The organism is Campylobacter sp. P0085, assembly GCF_002139495.1.
In the GTDB taxonomy this organism is placed as follows: Bacteria; Campylobacterota; Campylobacteria; order Campylobacterales; family Campylobacteraceae; genus Campylobacter; species Campylobacter devanensis.
In genome coordinates, this window is the sequence record NZ_MJKB01000002.1 from 157,819 (window position 1) to 178,225 (window position 20,407).

A 20,407-nucleotide genomic window follows, 5' to 3' on the forward strand; every position below is an offset into this window, starting at 1 on the left:
TATATTTATAAATTTAAATTTTTTAGTAAACTAATCAATTTGAATTTTATTAAGCAAATATTGATTTTGGTAATTGTATTATTATATATTTTCAGATTTTAATTTAATAAAATAAGAATTTAAAATTTAATTTGAATTATTTAATATTACAAATTATATGGCTTAATATCGCTCAATTATCACTGCAGCAATTGCAAATCCACCATCGTGAGTTATACTAAGAGAAGTATTTTTAATATTAAATTTATAAAGTGTTTCTGTATTAAATTTGATCTTTGGCGCACCTTTATTATCTTTATAAATTGTAGCATCACCAAATCCAAATTCAGCTCCGATACCACAACCAAGCGCTTTACTAATAGCCTCTTTAGCAGCCCAAAAACCAGCTAAAGTTTCATCGCTTTTAGCTAGCTCAATTTCACTAGGATTTAAAAATTTATGTAAAAATAGATCGCCGTGCCTAGCCTTGGCTGCAGCGATCCTTTTAATACTGACAATATCAATACCTATCATTGTACAATAAAATCAGTAAAAAATACATTTTTGATATATCCATCTCTTAGGACTTCATTTATTCTAGTTACCAATTCATCTTTGAGACGCTCTTTGCCTTTAGCTGTGCTTACATCTTCATAAGTTTTAGCCGAAAGAGTTCTAATGATTATATCTCTAATTAGTGCTTGTTTTTTATCTATTTCTGGACTTAAAGTCTGTTCACTTAATTCCAAATTCATAGTAGTTTTTAGATATCTTGTACCACTCTCGCTAAGTAAATTTACTACATACTGATCCATTGGGTACATAGGACCGATGTTAAAAAAGTCATTTGACCTCTGTTTTGGAGCCATATGTGATGCTGGTGTATCAGCTGCTTGAGACACTTGTTTATCATCTCCTCCGCTCATCAAAAGCATTGCAACAATTATTCCAATGATAAGTAAAAAGACCACTACGCCTATAATCGCTATTAGTACCACTGGACTCTTTTTACCTTCATTTTTTACATCTTCATCTGATGCTGCCATTTTTTCTCCTTTTTTCTGTATTATATTTTAAATTTGCTTAAATATCCCAACTGCTTATTTGCCGACTATGTTTTTTAATACGCCAATCCCTTCGATTTCGCACTCTACAATATCATCTTTTTTGAGATATTTTGGTGGAGTAAAACCCATTCCAACACCACTTGGTGTACCTAAAGAAATTATCGTTCCAGCCTTTAGTGTCATTCCAGCACTTAAATCACTTATTACATATGCTGCATCAAAAATCATATCAGCAGTATTTGCATTTTGACGCAATTCTCCATTAACTCTAGAATTTATTTTCAAATTTGATATATCTAGATTAGTCTCAATCCATGGCCCCATAAGTGTTGAGCCATCTAGGCTTTTACCATAATACCACTGCTTATATCGATTTTGGATATCTCGTGAGCTGATATCGTTTAAAATTGTATATCCAAAAACATATTCTAGCGCCCTATTTTGCGCTACATTAGTTGCGTCTTTGCCAATTATTAGTGCCAACTCAACCTCATAATCTAAAGTTTGTGTAATATGACTATGGCTTGGGAATATTGCCCTATCACCTAAAATATAATTTGCTCGTTTGCCAAAATATACAGGAAATTCTCTTTTGCCATCAAATTCAATCTTTTTAAACCTATAAGACTCCTTAGCGTGTTCCATATAGTTAATTCCAAGACAAATAATATCTTGAAGAGGCGATAATATTGGTGCTAAAATTTCTACACTGTCATATGGTTCACCACCTATTTTTGTACTAAGGTCTTCTAAAATTTGACGTTCATCTTGACTTAGTGTGATGATTAATTCGTTCATATCCTTTTTATTTATTCCAGCATAACTAATATCAATTATGCGGTTATTTGCACTTAATATACCAAGCTTTATACTTTCATCTTTTTTATAGGTGATTAGCCTCATTTTTTAGCCTTATTTATAGCTAAATTTAGTCTTATAAAGCCCTCTTTCATCTCTTTTTTGCTTAAATTTAAAGGTGGTAAAAATCTTAATGTATCCTTACCAGATCTTAAAATCAACAGCCCACACTCTAGCGCTTTAGCCACTATTTTAGCTAGAAATTCAACATCTTTTACTACTATACCCTGCATAAGGCCAATGCCAACTCTTTTTTCAAAAATATCACTATTTTTACTGACTAATTTCTCTAAATTTTTTTCAAATTTAGCTATAGTTTTATTTAGTTTTCCACTACTCTTTAGTGTCTCTAACTCGCTTAAGACGTACTCAGCTACACTTGTAACCAAAAATCCACCACCAAAAGTGCTACCATGATCTCCTGGCGAAAATATAGATTTTCTAGTTGCACACGCACTAATTGGCACACCATTACCAAGCCCTTTGGCAAATGTGATAATATCAGGTGTGATACCATATAGCTTAGAGGTGACAAACTCCCCTGTGCGATACACGCCACACTGGACTTCATCAGTAATTAGTAAGATATCTTTTTGATTTAAAATTTTAGCTAAATTTTGAACTTTATCCTTATCAAGTGGATTTATCCCACCTTCACCTTGAACTAGCTCTATTATCACAGCTGCGGTATTTTCATTTAAATTTGCAATAATATCATCTATGCTATCATAGAATTTAAATCCATCTGGATAAGCACCAAATTCATCTGGATGAAATTTATCCTGCCCTGTCATCGCTAAAGTAGCGATTGTTCTGCCGTGAAATGAGTTTTTAAGGCTGATAATCTCGCTTTTTCTGCCCTTGTTAAAACCAAATTTTCTAGCTAATTTTATCGCACACTCATTAGCCTCAGCACCGCTATTAGCAAAAAATAACTCATATCCACCACCAAGTAAATTTGATATCTTATTAGCAAGTTTGGCTTGCGGGGCGATATTGTATAAATTTGAAGTGTGCAAGAGAGTTTTGGCTTGTTTTGCGACCACTTTCGCTACGCCTTTGTGGCTATGACCCAAAGCACAAACCCCAATCCCACTAGCAAAATCTATATAATCTTTACCACTATCATCCCATAAAATAGCACCATCTCCACGCACAAAGCCCACATCGGCTCTAGAATAGTTATTCATTAGCATAAATTAATCCTTATAGTGAATTTGCGGCAAATTCCAATTTCTATAGTATGCTACAAGCCGCCATGTAACACCAAATGTAAATAACACAAAAATACAATAAATATTAGTTAGTTCTGCTAGATGCATTAGATAATAAATCGCTCCAACACCCATACTAATCGTACCATATAATCCAGTTTTTAAAAACCACGGAACCTCATTTAATAGCATATCTCTTATAATTCCGCCACCAACACCATTAAAAAACGCCACCATAATCACGCCAAAAATATTAAGCCCAAATTCCAAAGATACAATAGCCCCAACAATAGAAAAGCTTACTACATCTACTGCATCAGTCATAATAAATATAAATTTTTTATCTAAATTATTTCTATCTTTTTGGTGAAATTTAAGCAAAAAAGCCAAAATCATAACAGCCAATACAATACAAACAGGAATATAATGTGTAAAAGAATATGCAGGGCGACCCACGATAATATCACGAATCAATCCTCCGCCAAGTGCAGTTAAAAATGCTGCTAAGAATACGCCTAGCCAGTCACAGCCTCTGCGTATTCCAAACAAAAATCCGCTCAAAGATGCTGAGGCTATACCGACATATTCTGCAAATAAAAAAGCTTCCATTGCTAACTTTGAGCTTTATAAGATTTAGAATTCAGATTTAATAGATTCAACCCATTTATCAGCTCTAGCTTGCCAATCTTTGTCATTTTTATAATCAATCGCAAGACCAATAAATTTGCCATTTATAAATGATAGTGAATTTTTAAACGCATATCCATCAATATCAGTAGCACCAACAAGTTTAACACCACGAATTAATGGTAAAAACTCTACTAAACCATCAAGAAATGTAGTAGGATGTTTAACCTGTCCGCCTACACCTACTAAAGCTAGAGTTTTACCACCAAAATCAGCTTCATTAATGATATTTAATTTGGCTCTAAAATCTTTTTGTAGTTCTCCATGGCCATGTGTAGAAGCTGCGAAAATCAACTTATCATATTTGGTTAAAAAATCAATCGTAAGATCTTTTGCGTCAATTACTTCACTATCAAAACTCTGACCTATATACTCTGCTACAACTTTAGTATCTCCAGCATTTGAGCCATATACTATACCAACTTTTGCCATTTTATTTCCTTTAAGAGTTGAATTTAAGCTAGATTATATCAAAGCAAACTCTAAAATTTGCTTAATTGTATCAACATAAAGAGCAACCAAAGCCAATAATTAGGCTTTGGTTTGTGAAGATTATTGCATACATTTAGCAGCGTATGCAAGTCCTAGATCATAAGCTTTATTGTTTGCTTCTTTTACCTTATCTGGAACTGAGCTTAACATCTTATTTCTTACGATCTCTTCATCCATAACGCCTGTGAATTTAACAGCCACACCAAGAGCGACAACGCTTTGAGTAATCACATTTCCAACTTCATCTTTAGCAATTGAGATAATAGGAATTTCATAGATTTTCCAGCGTTTTTTGTCCTCTTCACTAGGCTTAACCAAATTTGGCTCTACTACGATTATACCGCCCTCTTTGACACCTTCTTTAAATGCGTTATAGCTATTTTGAGCAGTTGCTAGCATAAAACAAATTTCGCCCTCATTAGCATATGGATATTTAATCTCTTCATCGCTTAAAATTATATCAACCTTTGTTGGGCCACCACGCACTTGAGAAGTATATGTTGAGGCCTTGACTCCATATCCGCCAGCTTCAATTTTAGCCGCTGATAAGATCTCTCCAGCCAATATAACACCTTGACCACCAACACCAACAAATCTTAACTCTGTTAAACTCATATTATCTCCTCAAAATTCACTTTTGTCTTATTTTGAGCTGCTTCTTTAACCTTAGCATATGCTTTACAATACTCTATGCGATTTTCATCTTTAAATAGTACACCAGTAGGGAATTTACCTTTTTTCTCTTCATCGCTTAATGCTTCAAATTTAGCCTTAGGTAGAGTTCTCCCATCTATCCATTTAACCATCTGAGTAGCTTCGCCCATTTTGTTTTTTCTACCTAAATTTATATGACAGTTAGAGAATATATCAAAAAAGCTATAACCCTCGTGTTTAAACCCTTCGATTAGCATTTTTTCTATTCTAGTTGGGTTAATTACAGTCTCACGACCCACAAATGTCGCTCCAGCTGCTGTTGCTAATTTAGCAGCGTCAAAATTTGGATCTATATTTCCCCATTGAGCTGTAACAGTCCAAAAGCCTTGTGGAGTTGTAGGGCTTGTTTGTGAGTTTGTAAGGCCGTAAATAAAGTTATTAATTAAAATGTGATTAATATCTATATTTCTACGACATCCATGAATTGTATGATTACCACCGATTGCTAAGCCATCACCATCACCAGTTATTACTATTACATGCTTATCTGGATTTGCTAGTTTGATACCTGTAGCATATGCGATCGCACGGCCGTGAGTTGTATGAACTGTGTTGCAATTAACATAGCTTGAAAAGCGTCCGCTACATCCGATACCACTTACCACGCACACATCATCCATATTCCATCCCATCGCATCTATAGCACGGATAACACTTTTTAAAATTACACCATCACCACAACCCCAGCACCAAAGTGTTGGCATTTTGCTTGTTCTTAAATAATTATCATAATTAAAAGCCATAATTAAAACTCCTTGACTTTGCTAATAATTTCACTCGGGCTAATCGGTCTGCCGTTTGCTTTTAATAATGTTTTAAAATCATCTCTTAAAGCACATCTTTGTATCTCGCCTAGATATTGCCCCATATTTAACTCAGTTACTAAAATATTTTTAAATTTAGAGCATATCTCTTTGATTTTAGCTTCTGGGCTTGGCCATATAGTAATAGGTCTAAATATACCTACTTTTATACCTTCATCTCGAAGTTTATCTACTGCTTCTTTAGCTGCTAAGCTCACACTTCCGTAACAAATAATACAAATATCAGCATCTTCTAGCTTATACTCTTCAAATTTTATCACTTCATCTAGGTGGGCGTGAATTTTATTAAACAATCTTTTGATATTATAATCAACTATTTTGCCATCTTCTGTAGGGAATCCTGTAGGGCCGTGATGTAGGCCTGTGATGTGATAGCGATAGCCTTTGAAAAATGGATTTAGCGTAGCTGGCTCATCCTCTTTGGCTTCATATGGATTATACTCTGCTGGATCGCCTTTGAATTCTCGTCTAGGCTCGATTACTAAATCTTTAACATCTGGTATAGTAGCCTTGCCTTGCATATGACCTATAGTCTCATCAAGTAGTAAAAATACAGGGGTGCTAAATCTATTTGCTAGATTAAATGCTCTTACTGTTTCAATGTAAATTTCATCTAAATTTCCTGGCGCTACTGCAATAGAGCAAAAATCCCCATGGCTTGGGCTTTTAGCTTGTAAAATATCGCCTTGTGCCACACGAGTTGGAAGGCCAGTTGATGGGCCACCACGCATTACATTTGCGATTACCAAAGGAATTTCAGCGATAAATCCAAGGCCGATTTGTTCAGCTTTGAGCGAAATACCAGGGCCTGAGCTTGCTGTCATAGCCTTCGCTCCAGTCATACTAGCACCAAGTGCTACTGATATACCACCAATCTCATCTTCCATTTGGATAAAATTACCACCACTTTTTGGTAGTGCTACGCTTAATTCATGTGCGATTTCGCTTGATGGGGTAATAGGATAACCACCAAAAAAATTACAGCCACACTCGATAGCTGCCTTTGCTGCTAAAGCATTTCCTGTTGTTATTAACTCTCTCATTTTATATCCTTAATTAACTTTCCTAAAATGATTTGCCTTGATTGCGGCTGCTCTCTCCTTAGCTTCAGGGCTAAGTTTTGCGAATTTAAATCCCTTTTCAGCCACATAAATAGCAAAATCAGGACAGTGAAGCTCACAATCCCTACAGCCAATACATGACTCTGGATGGCTAACTTCTATCATCATTCCTTGAATAGCGTGGATATCTTCTTTCATATTTAAAACACCAGCAGGACAATAACTTACGCAAATATCGCAAGCTTTACACCTACTCTCATCGACCCAAACAGCTGTATTAAGCGGTTGTTCTATCATTACTATCTCCTAATTAAATTTAAGTCTAACTTAAATCAAATTTCAAGCTACAATTGTAGCGACTCAATTACTTGAAAAATCAAGCATCCAAACACCTAAATTTTGCCAAACACAAAACTAAATTTAAAAACTTTTTACGCAAATTTATCTGAAAAAAGTTAATAAAATAGATAAATAGAAAAATTAAAATTTTATATTTAGCTAAAGTTAATATTATCACCTTTTATATTAAGATTTTTAATACAAATTATAAATTCTTCTATGCTTTTATCTAAAATTTCTCTATCTTTTGGCTTTAAATTCAGCTCTAAAATCTCTTTTACGCCATCTTTTGAAATTTTAACCAAACGACTAAAAGCTATCAAATTATCATCTAAAACCGAGCAACTAAGCACCTTAGAGTCTTCATCTATCAAGGCTTGACAGATATTTATAACCCCAGCTGCTGGCGCATAAAATGCAGATGTATTCATCAATTTAACTATTTTCGCTCCACCATTTATGGTTTGAGATCTGATATTTTCATATTCATCTATACTTAAATTTTCATCAACCAAGCATATCATATCATCATTGTGCATACCTATTACGCAAGATTTTGAATCAGTTACACTCGTGCCTAGATGATTTTTTAAAGCAAATTTAAGTCTAGCACTATCAAGCTCTCCAGCCATTCCAATAATATTTTTTCTATTAAATCCACTAGCTTTAAATGCTACATATACCATTATATCAAGCGGATTTGTCACGACAATTATAGTGGAATTTGGGGCAAATTTGGCGATTTGACTAGATGCTTGAGCTACTATATTAGCATTAATTTTAGCAAGTTCAGCCCTACTTTGGCCATCTTTTCTAGCTACTCCGGCTGTGATGATAACAATATCAAAATCGCTTAAAATTTGATAATCATCACCGCCAACTACCATAATATCCAAGCCCAAAGCAATCGACATTTGTGATAGATCAATTGCTTTGGCATTAGCTAAATTTTGATTAATGTCAATGAGTGCTATCTCATCACACATCTGCTTAGAAATGAGAAGACTAGCTATGCTAGCTCCTACATTTCCGGCACCTATTATTGCTATTTTCACAACTTATTTCTTTAAAGATTCGTTATATATACTACTTGGTCTCATAACGGCTGAAACCTTCGCATCATCAAAGATATAGTATCCACCGACATCTACCTTGTTTCCTTGAGAGCCGTTTAACTCATCTGTAATTTTAGCTTTATTCTCATTTAAAGCAGCTGCTATACCGGCAAATTTAGGCGCTAGATCGCTTTTTGCTAGTTCATTAGCCCAGTATAGCGCTAAATAGAAGTGGCTACCTCGGTTATCATTTTCACCTACATTTTTGCGTGGTGAGTTGTCATTTTTAAGGTAGCTTACAATTGCTTTATCTAAAGTATCAGCTAGTATTGTAGCCTCTTTTTTACCACTTACGCTAGCTAAATGTTCCAAACTCGCACCAAGAGCTAAAAATTCACCCAAGCTATCCCAGCGAAGGTGATTTTCTTCTATTAGTTGTTGAGCGATTTTAGGCGCACTTCCACCAGCACCAGTTTCAAATAAGCCACCTCCATTTAAAAGTGGGACTATTGAGAGCATTTTCGCACTCGTTCCAAGCTCTAAAATCGGGAATAAATCTGTCAAATAATCCCTTAATACATTACCTGTAACGCTAATAGCGTCTTTGCCAGTTCGTATAATAGAGATTGATTTTTTGATCGCTTCAGTTGGGGCTGCGATACTGATATCTAGGTCATTTAGATCATAGTTTTTAAGCTCTGAATTTACTATTTGGATCATACTAGCATCGTGTGCTCTAGCACTATCTAACCAGAATATCGCAGTTGAGTGTGTGGCTTTGGCTCTATTGATCGCTAGTTTAATCCAATCTTTAATCGCCTCACTTTTTGCTTGCATAGCTCTAAATATATCCCCACTCTCAACTTCAAATTCCATTTTATCGCCATTTATGCTACTCACTATAAATTTGCCATCTTCGCTAGCTATAAATGTCTTATCGTGGCTACCATACTCTTCTGCTTTTTTCGCCATCAAACCTACATTTGATACGCTACCGATAGTTGCTGGATTTAGTGCGCCATTGGCTTTTAAATCATCAATTGTCGCTTCATAAATTGTCGCATATGTGCGATCTGGGATTACTGCTAGAGTGTCGGCTGTTTTGCCATTTTTATCCCACATTTTACCGCTATTTCTTATCATTGCTGGCATTGAAGCGTCTATTATCACATCGCTTGGGACATGTAAATTTGTAATTCCTTTATCGCTATCTACCATCGCTAAATCTGGGTTTTTGTCTAAAATTTCATTGTATTTTGCTATGATTTTGTCTTTTATAGGTAGGTTTTCTATTTTAGCAAATAGATCTTTTAAGCCGTTATTTGGCACCACGCCAACTGAATTTAACTCACTTTCAAACTCATCAAATATTTCAGCGAAGAATACTTTCACAAAGTGGCCAAACATAACCGGATCGCTTACTTTCATCATTGTGGCTTTTAGATGGACTGAGTAGAGTAAAGACTCTTTTTTGGCTTCTTCTATGGTTGTAGCGATGAATTTATCTAGTTTAGCAACACTCATAAATGTAGCACTAATCACATCGCCAGAGGCTGCTTTTATACCATCTTTTAATACTTTTGTGTTGCCATTTTTGTCTGTAAATTCGATTTTAAATTCGGTTGGTTCTTTGACTATTACAGATTTTTCATTGCCATAAAAATCCCCACTATCCATATATGCTACTCTTGTTTTAATGCTACTATCCCAAGCACCATTTTTGTGTGGGAATTCTTTGGCATAAGCTTTGACGGCACTAGCGCATCTTCTATCTGAGTTACCCTCTCTTAAAACTGGATTTACCGCACTTCCTAAAACTTTAGCATATCTTGCTTTGATATCAATCTCTTTTTCATTAGATGGATTTTCAGGATAGTTTGGTACATTAAATCCTTTTGATTGAAGCTCTGCAATAGCTGCATTTAGCTGCGGAAGTGATGCTGAAATATTAGGAAGTTTGATGATATTTGCTGTTTTTTCTTTGGTCATTTCACCTAGGATTTCTAGATAATTTGGAACTTTTTGATTATCTTTTAAATTTTCAGGGAAATTAGCCAAAATTCTGCCAGCTAATGAAATATCCATAGTATCTATACTGATACCACCACGACTTAAAAACTCCTTAATAACAGGAAAAAGTGAAAAAGTAGCCAATGCTGGCGCCTCATCTGTGTAAGTGTAGATTATATCTGCCATTTATGTCCTTTATTTAAAATTTTTCTTATTTTATCAATTTTTAACTAAATTAAACCATTAAACTATAAATAATTTTTATAATTAATCTAAATTTAAGTTTATTCTATCTTTTTTGGGTAGTCAAAGAGCAAAACTCGCCCAATTTTAGCCCTTATATCTTTAAACTCATTCACATCAAACTCAATACCAAAAACTCCGCCAGTAGGGATATAGCCGATATGGCTATCGCTTAAAATCTCGCAAATTTGAGTTAGAGTATCGTTGTGACCTACGATGAATACGATATTTAAAGAGCTATCAATATGATTTATGATATTTAGATAATCGTGCGTTGTGGCCTCAAAAAGTGAGTTTTCAAACTGAATTTTACCACTAAAATTTATATTTTTAGCGACTATTTTAGCCGTTTTGGCCGTTCTCTTAGCTGGTGAAGAGATAATAAGCTCTGGTAAGATATTTTTGTTTTTTAGCCTAGTGGCCATCACTTTTGCAGCCTCTTTGCCTTTAGAGCTTAACGCCCTATCAAAGTCAGTAGCGGCAACTTTTTTAGCCTTTGCGTGGCGAATAAAATATATAATTTTCATGCTCTCTCCTGAAATTTTTGAATTCTATCAAGTTCAGCTTTGCTAAAGCCTGCTAATAATCTATGCTCTATATCTAGTGCTCTTTTTGCTTCAAATGCCTTTGGATAGCATTTTCGTACTATTTCAATCCATGAATTTGGATCTACATTTGCTATTTTACAAGCGAATTTAAACCACTTATCACCCTTTTTGACATGTTCTATCTCCTCTTTATGGATTACTTTTAATATCTCTAAAATCCCATCTCTATCGCCATTTAAAGCTAATTTTTCCATCATAAAAAGATTAGCATCAAGACCATTGGCCTCCATATATCTAGGTAGAATCGCCATACGATTTATGAGTGAATTTTGGGTTTTGATTAGAGCGATAAATAATCCATCATGGACGATATAATCACCATATCTTACCCCTAAAGACTCCATCTTATCAGATATCATCTTAAAATGTCTAATCTCATCATTAGCCACTTCTAACCAATCAAGATAATACTCCATCGGCAAATTTCTAAATCTATAACAAGCATCCAAAGCAATATCAATCGCACTATACTCAATGTGAGCAATTGAGTGTAAAAAAGCCTCATTAGTGTGCTTTTGCTTTATCTCTTTCATAGATTTTATAGAGCAAATCTTAGAATAACTAGGCGCACTAAGCTTAAAAATATCGCTATTAAAGTTCATATCACAACTATGAAAATTGCTATAAATTTGGCTAAATTTAGAAAATTTTTGCTCCAAATCACAAGAGTTCAAGCACTCCCAAATCTCGTCAAAAAATCTCATCTAAATACCTTTAAAAATCCAGCCAAATATCCCACACCAAATCCTATCAAATGAGCATACCACGCTACACTAACCCCCATCAAAAGCGGCGCAAAACTAACTAATAATATAACTATTATAAGCCCTTTACGATTAAATTTATCAATACAAGCTAAAAATCCAAGCAACACCGATATAGCCCCACTTGCACCGACTAAATTCACACTCTCAAAAGCTAGATATCCAAGGCTTAAAAATCCAGTTATAATCCCACCAAAGATATATAAAATGCTAAATTTAATCCACCCTAAATATCTCTCTAATATCATCCCAAATTGATAAAGCACTATCATATTCATCAAAATATGCATAAATGAGCCGTGGATAAACATAGATGTAAGAATCTGCCAATATGCCCCAGCAAAAAATAGCTCATTAAGACCAAAAAATATACTAAATTCATAAGGATTATAGACAAAATATTCTAAAAAATATATCGCACAATTTAACGCTATTACCGCTGCTGTAAATCCTAAATTTCTCATATCAACTCACTATTTCACCGCTATATCTTGGCTGATTTTACCAAAGCCAGAAAATCTATTTGATACTAAGCAATTTATATTTTTACAATTAGCTATTATATATGCATTTACCTTTTTACCATCAATTTGATGTGAATTTTTGTGGTTTAAGTTCATCACGCTTAATATGTTTTTACCCTTAAGATTGTGTAAAAAAACGATTGTTCCATCATCTTTTATCTTTTTTACAACTCCTATGTGAGTAATATTGTGGCTAGTTTTGTTTTTTGTGGATTTGGTTGTGTTGTTAAAAAATATTAGATCTCCAGGCGATGCGTTTTGGTAATTTATCTGATTTTTACTCTTATAAAGATTATAGATAGCTTGAGAGCGACGACCATCCTTACTATAATGTGAGCTTAGATCGCTTAGAGAGTAGATATTATTATTTTTTCTATTTATGGTTGTAACTAATGATGAGCAATCGGCTGATTTTTTGCCTACATATTTGCTTAAATTTAGAGTATATTCACTCTTTTTAATACTATTTTCTCTATTAATATGAGTGCTATTTGGAGTATTTTGTTCTAAAATTTTAGAGCTACATCCACTAAAAATCATAGCAAAAACGAATAAAATAGCAACTCTCATATCAACCTCTTAAATCTGTTTTAGGTGGATTTATCTGTTCTATTACATTTGGGGTTTTTAGCGTCTTTGCTGTTTTGCTAAATAGTATGAGATCTTCTACGCTTTGGACATGCCACGGCACCCTTTTGATGCACTCTTTGAAAATTTCACACGCTGCGATTGCGTCATTTAAGGCTCTGTGATGAGCGTTATCAATACCTAAAATTTGTTTGAGTGCATCTAGGCCATATCTATTTGACTCTATCGTTCTTCTAGCTAGATCAATGGTACAAATCTTGCGATTTAAGAGCATTCCAAACCCAAGCTTTGCTAAGCTAATACTAATAAAATCATAATCAAATTTAACATTATGCGCTACAAATACAGAATCAGCCAAAAATAGCCTAAAGCTCTCAAGAGCATTTGCCAAATGCGGAGCATCTACTAAATCAAGCTGATAAATTCCAGTTAATTCACTGATATTTTGCGGAATTTCGCTAGCCCAAACTAGCGTCTCAAACCTATCAATCTCCTTGCCACCTTGGATTTTAACCGCACCTATTTCGATGATTTGACCGCTTTTTATACCACCATTTGTCTCGATATCAACGATACAAAACACCTGTTCATTAAAATCTCTAAATCTAGTTGGCATAACGATTTTGCCATTATCCAAACGCTCTAGCTCAAGACCCAAAAGCCTCCAATCAGCTAAATTTTTAGGCTCTATGATATCAGCTAATTCATCTATATCATTTGCTTTTTGTATAAAATCGTGATAATTAAGATTAGTTTTGGCTAATAAATCTATAAAATTATCTAATTTATTTTTCAAATTTGCTCTTTGTGATTAAATTTTTAACGCTCTTATCGCCCCAGCATAATCATTGCTACCAAAAATAAAGCTTCCAGCCACGACAATATCCACGCCAGCAGCATCTAGATCAGCTACATTTAGACCATTTACTCCGCCATCTACTTCTATCATACATTTAGCATTTCTTGAGTCTATTAACTCTCTTAATTCCATAGCCTTTGATAAGACTGAAGGAATGAATTTTTGTCCGCCAAAACCTGGATTAACACTCATTAAAAGCACCATATCAACTTCATCTATGATATGTTTTAAAAAGCTAACAGGTGTGTGCGGATTAAGAACTATAGCGGGATTTACTCCATTTTTACGGATATGATCGATAAGCCTTAATGGGTGCTTCTCTTCTTCTATATGAAAGCTTATAAATTTAGGTTTTAAAGGCAAAAATAGATCTACAAAAAATGGGACATTTTCTACCATTAAATGAATATCAAGTGGCTTTGTAGATGCCTTAGCTGCTGCCTCTACTACAAGTGGGCCGATTGTAAGATTAGGCACGAAGTGGCCATCCATAACATCTATGTGTATCAAGTCAGCCCCAGCCTCACAAACAGCCTTAATCTCTTTAGCTAACTCTCCAAAATTCGCTGATAAAATACTTGGAGCTACATACATTTTCTACCTTTTTATTTAAGTGGGGTATTTTACTCAAATTTTAATAAAATTACCTTTATAATTGTATATTATTGTAGATTTTTTGTTATACTTACGCAATTTTCACACAATTTTTTATAAAGGTAGAATTTGAGAAGTTTAATCTTTGTTTTAATACTTTTAATAGCTAGTTTTTGGTATTGGGGGGTGCATTTTGGTATCACCATATTGTCGCTATCATTTTTAATATTTTTTCATGAGCTTGGGCATTTTTTGGCTGCTAAATACTTTGGTGTCTTTGTAAAGACTTTTAGCATTGGTTTTGGAGAGAAAATTTATAGCAAAAAATTGGGCAATACTATCTATTGTATAAGCGCTATACCGCTTGGTGGATATGTTCAGCTAAAAGGCCAAGATGATACAAATCCAAAAGAGAAAAATTACGATAGCGATAGCTATAACACACTAAACCCATTAAAAAGAATTATAATCTTATTTGCTGGGCCGTTTTTTAATATCTTATTAGCTTTTATACTATATATAATGCTTGGATTTATCGGTGTTGAGAGATTATCACCTATTGTTGGTAGCACCATATCAAATTCAGCCGCACAAAGTGCTAATATAGAAAAAAATGATAAAATCCTGGCTATAAATGGGGTTAAAATTGAGGAGTGGGATGATATAAAAAAGCATATCACAACTAATCCTACAGATATACTTATTAAGCGTGGTGAAAATGAGCTTCATATAACACTAACCCCGCAACTTTCTCAAACCAAAAATATATTTGGCGAGAATATAACCACTCCATTAATTGGCATAACACCAAGTGGCGAGAAAACAACTATATATAATAGAGGCTTTGATAGCATTAAATTTGCCTATGATGAGACGATTAAAGCCTCAACTCTAATCTATCAAGGATTAGAAAAGCTCATCACAGGCGTAGTCCCTATAGACCAAATGGGCGGTATAGTCGCAATGGCTGATATCACTACAAAAGCTAGCCAAATCAGCATATCTGTGCTTTTAATAATAGTAGCTTTGATATCTGTGAATTTAGGTATATTAAATTTGCTTCCGCTTCCAGTTTTAGATGGTGGGCATATAGTTTTTAATCTATATGAGATGATATTTAAAAGAGCGGTAAATGAGCGTGTTTTTGTAGGGCTTAGCTATGCTTCTATGGCTTTGCTATTTGCTTTAATGATATTTACTATTATCAATGATATAGTTAGATTAGCAGGAGAATAAGATGAGTTTAGATACTATTTTAAACCAGATTAATGGCAAGGCAAGATTAATCGCGGTAAGCAAAAATGTAACCCAAAATGAGGTAATATCGCTATATAATCAAGGTCTTAGAGAATTTGGTGAAAATAGAGTTCAAGAGCTAAAAAGAAAGAGCGAAATTCTCTCAAATTTAGATATCAAATGGCACTTTATCGGTCGCTTACAAAGTAATAAGATAAATCAACTCATATCACTTCATCCATCTTTGTGGCAGAGTTGCGATGGTCTAGAAATAGCACTTGAAGTCAATAAAAGGCTAAATTATAAGCTTGATACCTTGCTTCAGATAAACTCAGCCAAAGAAGAGAGCAAGCAAGGTGTCGATCCTAGCGATGCTATAGAAATTTATAAAGATATACAAAATAGATGTGAGAATTTAAATTTAATAGGCGTGATGAGTATAGGCGCTAATAGCGATGATGAAAATGAGATTAAAAGAAGTTTTGAGATAACTAAAAATATATTTGATAAATTAAAGCCACAAGGAGCGCTAATCTGCTCAATGGGGATGAGTGGGGACTTTAATCTGGCTATAGAGTATGGGTCTAATATGGTTAGGCTTGGGACAATTTTGTATAGATAAATTTATAGACTTTGTTAGATGATTTTTGTATCATCTAACAAGTTAAGATATTAATCTTTGGTTACGATGATTTGATTATCTTTAGCGTCAATTTTTATGCTATCGCCACTTATGATTTCATCTTTTAAGATCATATCAGCCACAAGGTCTTCTACAAGCTCATATAAGGCTCTGCGAAGTGGCCTAGCGCCATATACAGGGTCAAATCCAGCTTGAGAGATTAAATTTATAGCTTCGCTGCTAAGCTGCGATTTTATCCCACGAGCCAAAAGCTTACTCTCAAGCTCTTTAAACATTATTTTTACAATCTTGCTTAACTCATCTTGACCAAGTGGATTAAATATCACGCAATCATCTAATCTATTTAAAAATTCGGGTTTAAAATAATCTTTTAAAGCAAGTTTAACCGCTTCATCTCTCTCTTTACCATTTAATTCCATAATCGCCGATGAGCCGATATTGCTAGTTAAAATGATAATTGTGTTTTTAAAATCCACAGTTACGCCCTTGCTATCAGTAGCCCTACCATCATCTAAAATTCCAAGCAAAATATTAAATACATCCTTATGAGCCTTCTCAACTTCATCAAACAAAATCACGCTATATGGTTTTCGTCTAACTGCTTCAGTGAGCTGTCCGCCCTCTTCAAATCCCACATATCCAGGAGGCGCACCAAGAAGTCTGCTAACGGCGTGTTTCTCCATATATTCACTCATATCAAATCTTATCATCGCTTTTTCATCATCAAAAAGAAATTTCGCCAACGCCTTCGCACTCTCAGTCTTACCAACGCCCGTAGGCCCAAGGAATAAAAAGCTACCGATCGGGCGATTCTGGCTACTTAGGCCAGCTTTATTTCTCTTAATAGCCCTAGATAGTGCGTGTAAGGCTTCATCTTGACCTATTACGCTATCTTTGAGATGTTTTTCTATATTTAGATATCTCTCTTTTTCGTTTGTGAGCATCTTGCCAGCTGGGATTCCTGTCCATTTGCTTAAAATTCCAGCTACCATATCTTCATCTACTTCATTTTTGAGTAGCACTCCACCCTTTTTCATCTCTTTCCATTTTAATTCTAGCTCTTCAATGCTTTTTTGAGCTTGTGGAATTTGGCTATATCTTAGCTCGGCGACCTTTTCAAATTCACCTTTTCTTTGATACTCATCAGCTTGAATAGATAAAGAATCTATCAATTTTTTACTCTTGCTAATTGAGTCAAATACATCTTTTTCATTTTTAAATTTCATCTCTAATGAGCTTCTTTTTTCGCTTAAATTTGCTATCTCTTTTTCTATCTCACTTAATCTATCGCTATTTTTATCTTCACCCTCCATTTTTAAAGCCTCTTTTTCGACTATTAAAGTCTCAATCTCTCTTTTAGTCTTAGCTAGCTCAAAAGGCTCACTCTCAATTTGCATTTTTAACTCTGCGGCCGCTTCATCTATAAGGTCAATTGCCTTATCAGGCAAAAATCTACCACTAATATATCTATGACTTAGCTTTGCTGCTGCTACTAAAGCACTATCTGTGATGGTTACATTGTGATGGACTTCTAATCTATCTTTTATCCCACGAAGGATTTGTAAAGCTTCATTTACACTTGGTTCTGCTACATTGACAGGTTGAAATCTCCTTTGTAAAGCGGCGTCTTTTTCAAAATATTTTCTATACTCTTTTAGCGTTGTAGCCCCAACTGTGTGCAGCTCTCCACGAGCTAAAGCTGGCTTTAATATATTAGCAGCATCCATAGAGCCTTCGCTAGCTCCAGCGCCTACTATTGTGTGAATTTCATCTATAAATAAGATTATATTTCCAGCTTTTTTAACTTCATCAATTATCGCTTTTAATCTATCTTCAAACTCACCTCTATATTTGGCCCCAGCAATTAAAGCGCTCATATCAAGAGCTATTACTCTTTTATTTGCTAAGGTTGTAGGGACTGCCTTTTTGACAATTAGTTGAGCTAAGCCCTCTACAATAGCGGTTTTACCAACTCCTGGCTCACCTAATAATATCGGGTTATTCTTAGTTTTTCTAATTAAAATTTGCATCATTCTTGTAATCTCTTCATCTCTACCGATTACTGGATCTAGCTCACCGCTAGCGGCTTTTTTAGTTAAATCAATTCCAAATTTATTTAAAGAGTCTAAATTTTCATCAGCAGTTTGCGTATCGATACTCTTGCCGCCACGCATTAACTCTAACTCTTTTTTAATCTCTAATAGATCAATATATTTAGACAAAATTCCCTTCATAGGCTCACTATCTAAATTCGCAATTATCCAGCTATCAACAGCTATAAATTTATCCCCCATTCCAATCATTACAGCCTTAGCACGCTCAAAGCTATCTATTAATTCATTTGAAATTTGGATATTGTTTTTTGATACATTTGAGCTTTGCGGTAATTTATCAGCGTGGCTTTTGATATCCAAAACCAAGGCTTCTTTGCTCACATTTGCTTTGTTTAAAATTTGATTTAAGAGCGAGTTGCTATCAGCACTTAAAGCCCAAAGCATATGTAAAGGCACAACTTGTGGATTTTTGTTTCCGATAGCTAAGGATATTGCGCTATCGATTAAATCTTGACTCATTGATGTGAGTTCATTAAATATATTTGCCATATTTTTCTCCTTAAACTTTATATGAGTGGTATTATATAACTTTAGTCTATATTTGTCAAGGTTTGGCCAAATTTAATCCAATTTAGATTTAATTTGATTAATATTTTTTACTTTAAATTAATATATTTTTGGGTAAAATTATTGATTTTAATTTTTTGGAGTTATATGTTGAAAAGTAGTAAAATTTTACAACTATCTGGTTTTGTAAGCGTGATGGCTGCTAGTGCTATTGCCCTAAATGCTCAAACCTCCCAAGATAGTAGAATAGAAGCCCTATCAAAGCTAACCAAAACAATAGCCGTAGTAGAAAAATACTATGTAGATGATATAAATTTTACCCAAATCGTAGATAAAACCATATCTGGACTCTTAACAAACCTAGATGCTCATTCTGGATATTTAGATGAAAAAGCATTTAAAGATATGCAAATTCAAACTAAAGGCGAATTTGGAGGACTTGGTATTACTGTAGGAATTAAAGATGGAGCTTTAACTGTAATTGCACCAATAGACGATACTCCAGCTTATAAAGCCGGGGTGAAATCTGGCGATGTAATTTTAAGAATAGATGGCGAATCTACTATAAATATCACAATTGATGAAGCTGTAAATAAAATGCGTGGCAAACCAAATACGCCTGTACAAATAACTATCGTAAGACAAGGCGAAAAAAAGCCATTTGATCTAAATATAATAAGAGATATAATCACCGTAGAATCAGTTCAAGCCAAAATGATTGAAGATGAAAATATCCTATATCTAAGAGTTACAAATTTTGACCAACATGTAACCAAAAAAGCTAGAGAATTTATCAAAAAATATCCAAAAGCAAAAGGCATTATTCTAGATCTTAGAAATAATCCAGGTGGTTTATTAAATCAAGCTGTTGGGCTTACAAATTTATTTGTTGAAAGTGGCGTTATAGTCTCTCAAAAAGGTAGAGACAAAAATGAAGATGAGATCCACTCAGCACAAAAAGGCAACTTCATAACAAACGCTCCATTAGCAGTCCTTATAAATGGTGGAAGTGCTAGTGCTAGTGAAATAGTCAGTGGTGCCTTACAAGATCTAAAAAGAGCTGTAGTAATTGGTGAAAATAGCTTTGGCAAAGGAAGTGTCCAAGTCATTATGCCAGTAGATAAAAAAGAGGCTTTAAGATTAACAGTAGCAAGATATTATCTCCCAAGTGGTAGAACTATTCAGGCTGTAGGCGTTACACCAGATATAATAGTTCATCCTGGAAAGGTACCAAATGATGAAAATGAATTTCATCTAAAAGAGGCTGATTTAAAGCAACATTTAGAGAGTGAATTAGATAAAATTGAACCAAAAAATAAGAAAAAAGAGACAAATAACAAAAACATAATAACTCAAAAACAAATTTATGATGATATTCAGTTAAAAACTGCAGTAGATTCCATAAAAATTTTAAACATCAAGTAAGG

22 protein-coding genes are annotated in these 20,407 nt (G+C 34.3%); 3 read left to right on the forward strand and 19 right to left on the reverse strand.

The features are described from left to right. Positions 1-162: 162 nt before the first annotated feature. From acpS to rpe, 18 genes are all read right to left on the reverse strand, one after another. Entirely contained in the window at positions 163-513 is a 351-nt protein-coding gene (gene acpS, locus CIGNP85_RS02625; protein ID WP_086234479.1) for a holo-ACP synthase, read from the reverse strand. Then, entirely contained in the window at positions 510-1,025 is a 516-nt protein-coding gene (fliL, locus tag CIGNP85_RS02630) for a flagellar basal body-associated protein FliL (RefSeq protein WP_086252467.1), read from the reverse strand. The genes acpS and fliL overlap by 4 nt, the downstream gene beginning before the upstream one ends. A 54-nt stretch (positions 1,026-1,079) precedes the next feature. After that, positions 1,080-1,949 carry a fumarylacetoacetate hydrolase family protein gene (locus CIGNP85_RS02635; protein WP_086286820.1) on the reverse strand — a complete coding sequence of 290 codons (870 nt, stop codon included), beginning with the start codon at positions 1,947-1,949 and terminating at the stop codon, positions 1,080-1,082. After that, the gene (locus tag CIGNP85_RS02640; RefSeq protein WP_086286822.1) at positions 1,946-3,100 is read right to left on the reverse strand and encodes an aminotransferase class III-fold pyridoxal phosphate-dependent enzyme; all 1,155 of its coding nucleotides are present in this window, start codon (positions 3,098-3,100) and stop codon (positions 1,946-1,948) included. Before CIGNP85_RS02640 ends, CIGNP85_RS02635 begins: the two co-directional genes overlap by 4 nt. A 3-nt stretch (positions 3,101-3,103) precedes the next feature. Further along, positions 3,104-3,727 (reverse strand): trimeric intracellular cation channel family protein, encoded by a 624-nt coding sequence (locus CIGNP85_RS02645; RefSeq protein ID WP_086244631.1) that lies wholly within the window; start codon positions 3,725-3,727, stop codon positions 3,104-3,106. Between the two features lie 24 nt (positions 3,728-3,751). Then, a complete protein-coding gene (locus tag CIGNP85_RS02650) occupies positions 3,752-4,237 on the reverse strand; it encodes a flavodoxin domain-containing protein (RefSeq protein WP_086286823.1) in 486 nt (161 codons plus the stop codon). A 120-nt stretch (positions 4,238-4,357) separates the two neighbouring features. Beyond that, positions 4,358-4,912, reverse strand: a complete 555-nt coding sequence (locus CIGNP85_RS02655) for a 2-oxoacid:acceptor oxidoreductase family protein (protein ID WP_086229027.1) — start codon at positions 4,910-4,912, stop codon at positions 4,358-4,360. Beyond that, the gene (locus CIGNP85_RS02660; protein ID WP_086227050.1) at positions 4,909-5,754 is read right to left on the reverse strand and encodes a 2-oxoglutarate ferredoxin oxidoreductase subunit beta; all 846 of its coding nucleotides are present in this window, start codon (positions 5,752-5,754) and stop codon (positions 4,909-4,911) included. Before CIGNP85_RS02660 ends, CIGNP85_RS02655 begins: the two co-directional genes overlap by 4 nt. 2 nt (positions 5,755-5,756) lie before the next feature. Beyond that, positions 5,757-6,878 carry a 2-oxoglutarate synthase subunit alpha gene (locus tag CIGNP85_RS02665; RefSeq protein WP_086227051.1) on the reverse strand — a complete coding sequence of 374 codons (1,122 nt, stop codon included), beginning with the start codon at positions 6,876-6,878 and terminating at the stop codon, positions 5,757-5,759. 9 nt (positions 6,879-6,887) lie between these two features. Further along, complete coding sequence (locus CIGNP85_RS02670) at positions 6,888-7,193, reverse strand: 4Fe-4S dicluster domain-containing protein (protein ID WP_086224495.1); 306 nt, start codon at positions 7,191-7,193, stop codon at positions 6,888-6,890. Positions 7,194-7,390: 197 nt separating this feature from the next. Next, the gene (locus CIGNP85_RS02675; protein ID WP_086286825.1) at positions 7,391-8,290 is read right to left on the reverse strand and encodes a lactate/malate family dehydrogenase; all 900 of its coding nucleotides are present in this window, start codon (positions 8,288-8,290) and stop codon (positions 7,391-7,393) included. Between the two features lie 3 nt (positions 8,291-8,293). Next, positions 8,294-10,486, reverse strand: a complete 2,193-nt coding sequence (locus tag CIGNP85_RS02680) for an NADP-dependent isocitrate dehydrogenase (RefSeq protein ID WP_086286827.1) — start codon at positions 10,484-10,486, stop codon at positions 8,294-8,296. Positions 10,487-10,584: 98 nt separating this feature from the next. Further along, positions 10,585-11,070, reverse strand: coding sequence for a SixA phosphatase family protein (locus CIGNP85_RS02685; protein WP_086286829.1), 486 nt, complete (start codon positions 11,068-11,070; stop codon positions 10,585-10,587). Further along, positions 11,067-11,855 (reverse strand): ferritin-like domain-containing protein, encoded by a 789-nt coding sequence (locus tag CIGNP85_RS02690; RefSeq protein ID WP_086286831.1) that lies wholly within the window; start codon positions 11,853-11,855, stop codon positions 11,067-11,069. Before CIGNP85_RS02690 ends, CIGNP85_RS02685 begins: the two co-directional genes overlap by 4 nt. Continuing rightward, on the reverse strand, positions 11,852-12,379 hold the full coding sequence (locus CIGNP85_RS02695) for a rhomboid family intramembrane serine protease (RefSeq protein WP_086286833.1): 528 nt from the start codon (positions 12,377-12,379) through the stop codon (positions 11,852-11,854). The genes CIGNP85_RS02690 and CIGNP85_RS02695 overlap by 4 nt, the downstream gene beginning before the upstream one ends. A 9-nt stretch (positions 12,380-12,388) precedes the next feature. Further along, complete coding sequence (locus CIGNP85_RS02700) at positions 12,389-13,009, reverse strand: NlpC/P60 family protein (protein WP_086286834.1); 621 nt, start codon at positions 13,007-13,009, stop codon at positions 12,389-12,391. A 1-nt stretch (position 13,010) separates the two neighbouring features. Then, complete coding sequence (locus CIGNP85_RS02705; RefSeq protein ID WP_086229034.1) at positions 13,011-13,823, reverse strand: 3'-5' exonuclease; 813 nt, start codon at positions 13,821-13,823, stop codon at positions 13,011-13,013. A 15-nt stretch (positions 13,824-13,838) separates the two neighbouring features. Beyond that, entirely contained in the window at positions 13,839-14,480 is a 642-nt protein-coding gene (rpe, locus tag CIGNP85_RS02710) for a ribulose-phosphate 3-epimerase (RefSeq protein ID WP_086286836.1), read from the reverse strand. A 129-nt stretch (positions 14,481-14,609) separates the two neighbouring features. On the opposite strand from rpe, the gene rseP reads away from it, so the two are divergent. Beyond that, positions 14,610-15,716, forward strand: a complete 1,107-nt coding sequence (gene rseP / locus CIGNP85_RS02715; protein ID WP_086286838.1) for an RIP metalloprotease RseP — start codon at positions 14,610-14,612, stop codon at positions 15,714-15,716. 1 nt (position 15,717) lies between these two features. Further along, positions 15,718-16,338 (forward strand): YggS family pyridoxal phosphate-dependent enzyme, encoded by a 621-nt coding sequence (locus tag CIGNP85_RS02720; RefSeq protein WP_086286840.1) that lies wholly within the window; start codon positions 15,718-15,720, stop codon positions 16,336-16,338. Positions 16,339-16,388: 50 nt separating this feature from the next. On the opposite strand, the gene CIGNP85_RS02725 is transcribed toward CIGNP85_RS02720, so the two are convergent. Beyond that, positions 16,389-18,962, reverse strand: coding sequence for an ATP-dependent Clp protease ATP-binding subunit (locus CIGNP85_RS02725; protein WP_086268424.1), 2,574 nt, complete (start codon positions 18,960-18,962; stop codon positions 16,389-16,391). A 165-nt stretch (positions 18,963-19,127) separates the two neighbouring features. Between CIGNP85_RS02725 and CIGNP85_RS02730 the strand changes: the two genes are divergently transcribed. After that, entirely contained in the window at positions 19,128-20,405 is a 1,278-nt protein-coding gene (locus tag CIGNP85_RS02730; RefSeq protein ID WP_086229038.1) for a S41 family peptidase, read from the forward strand. The last annotated feature ends 2 nt before the right edge of the window (positions 20,406-20,407 follow it).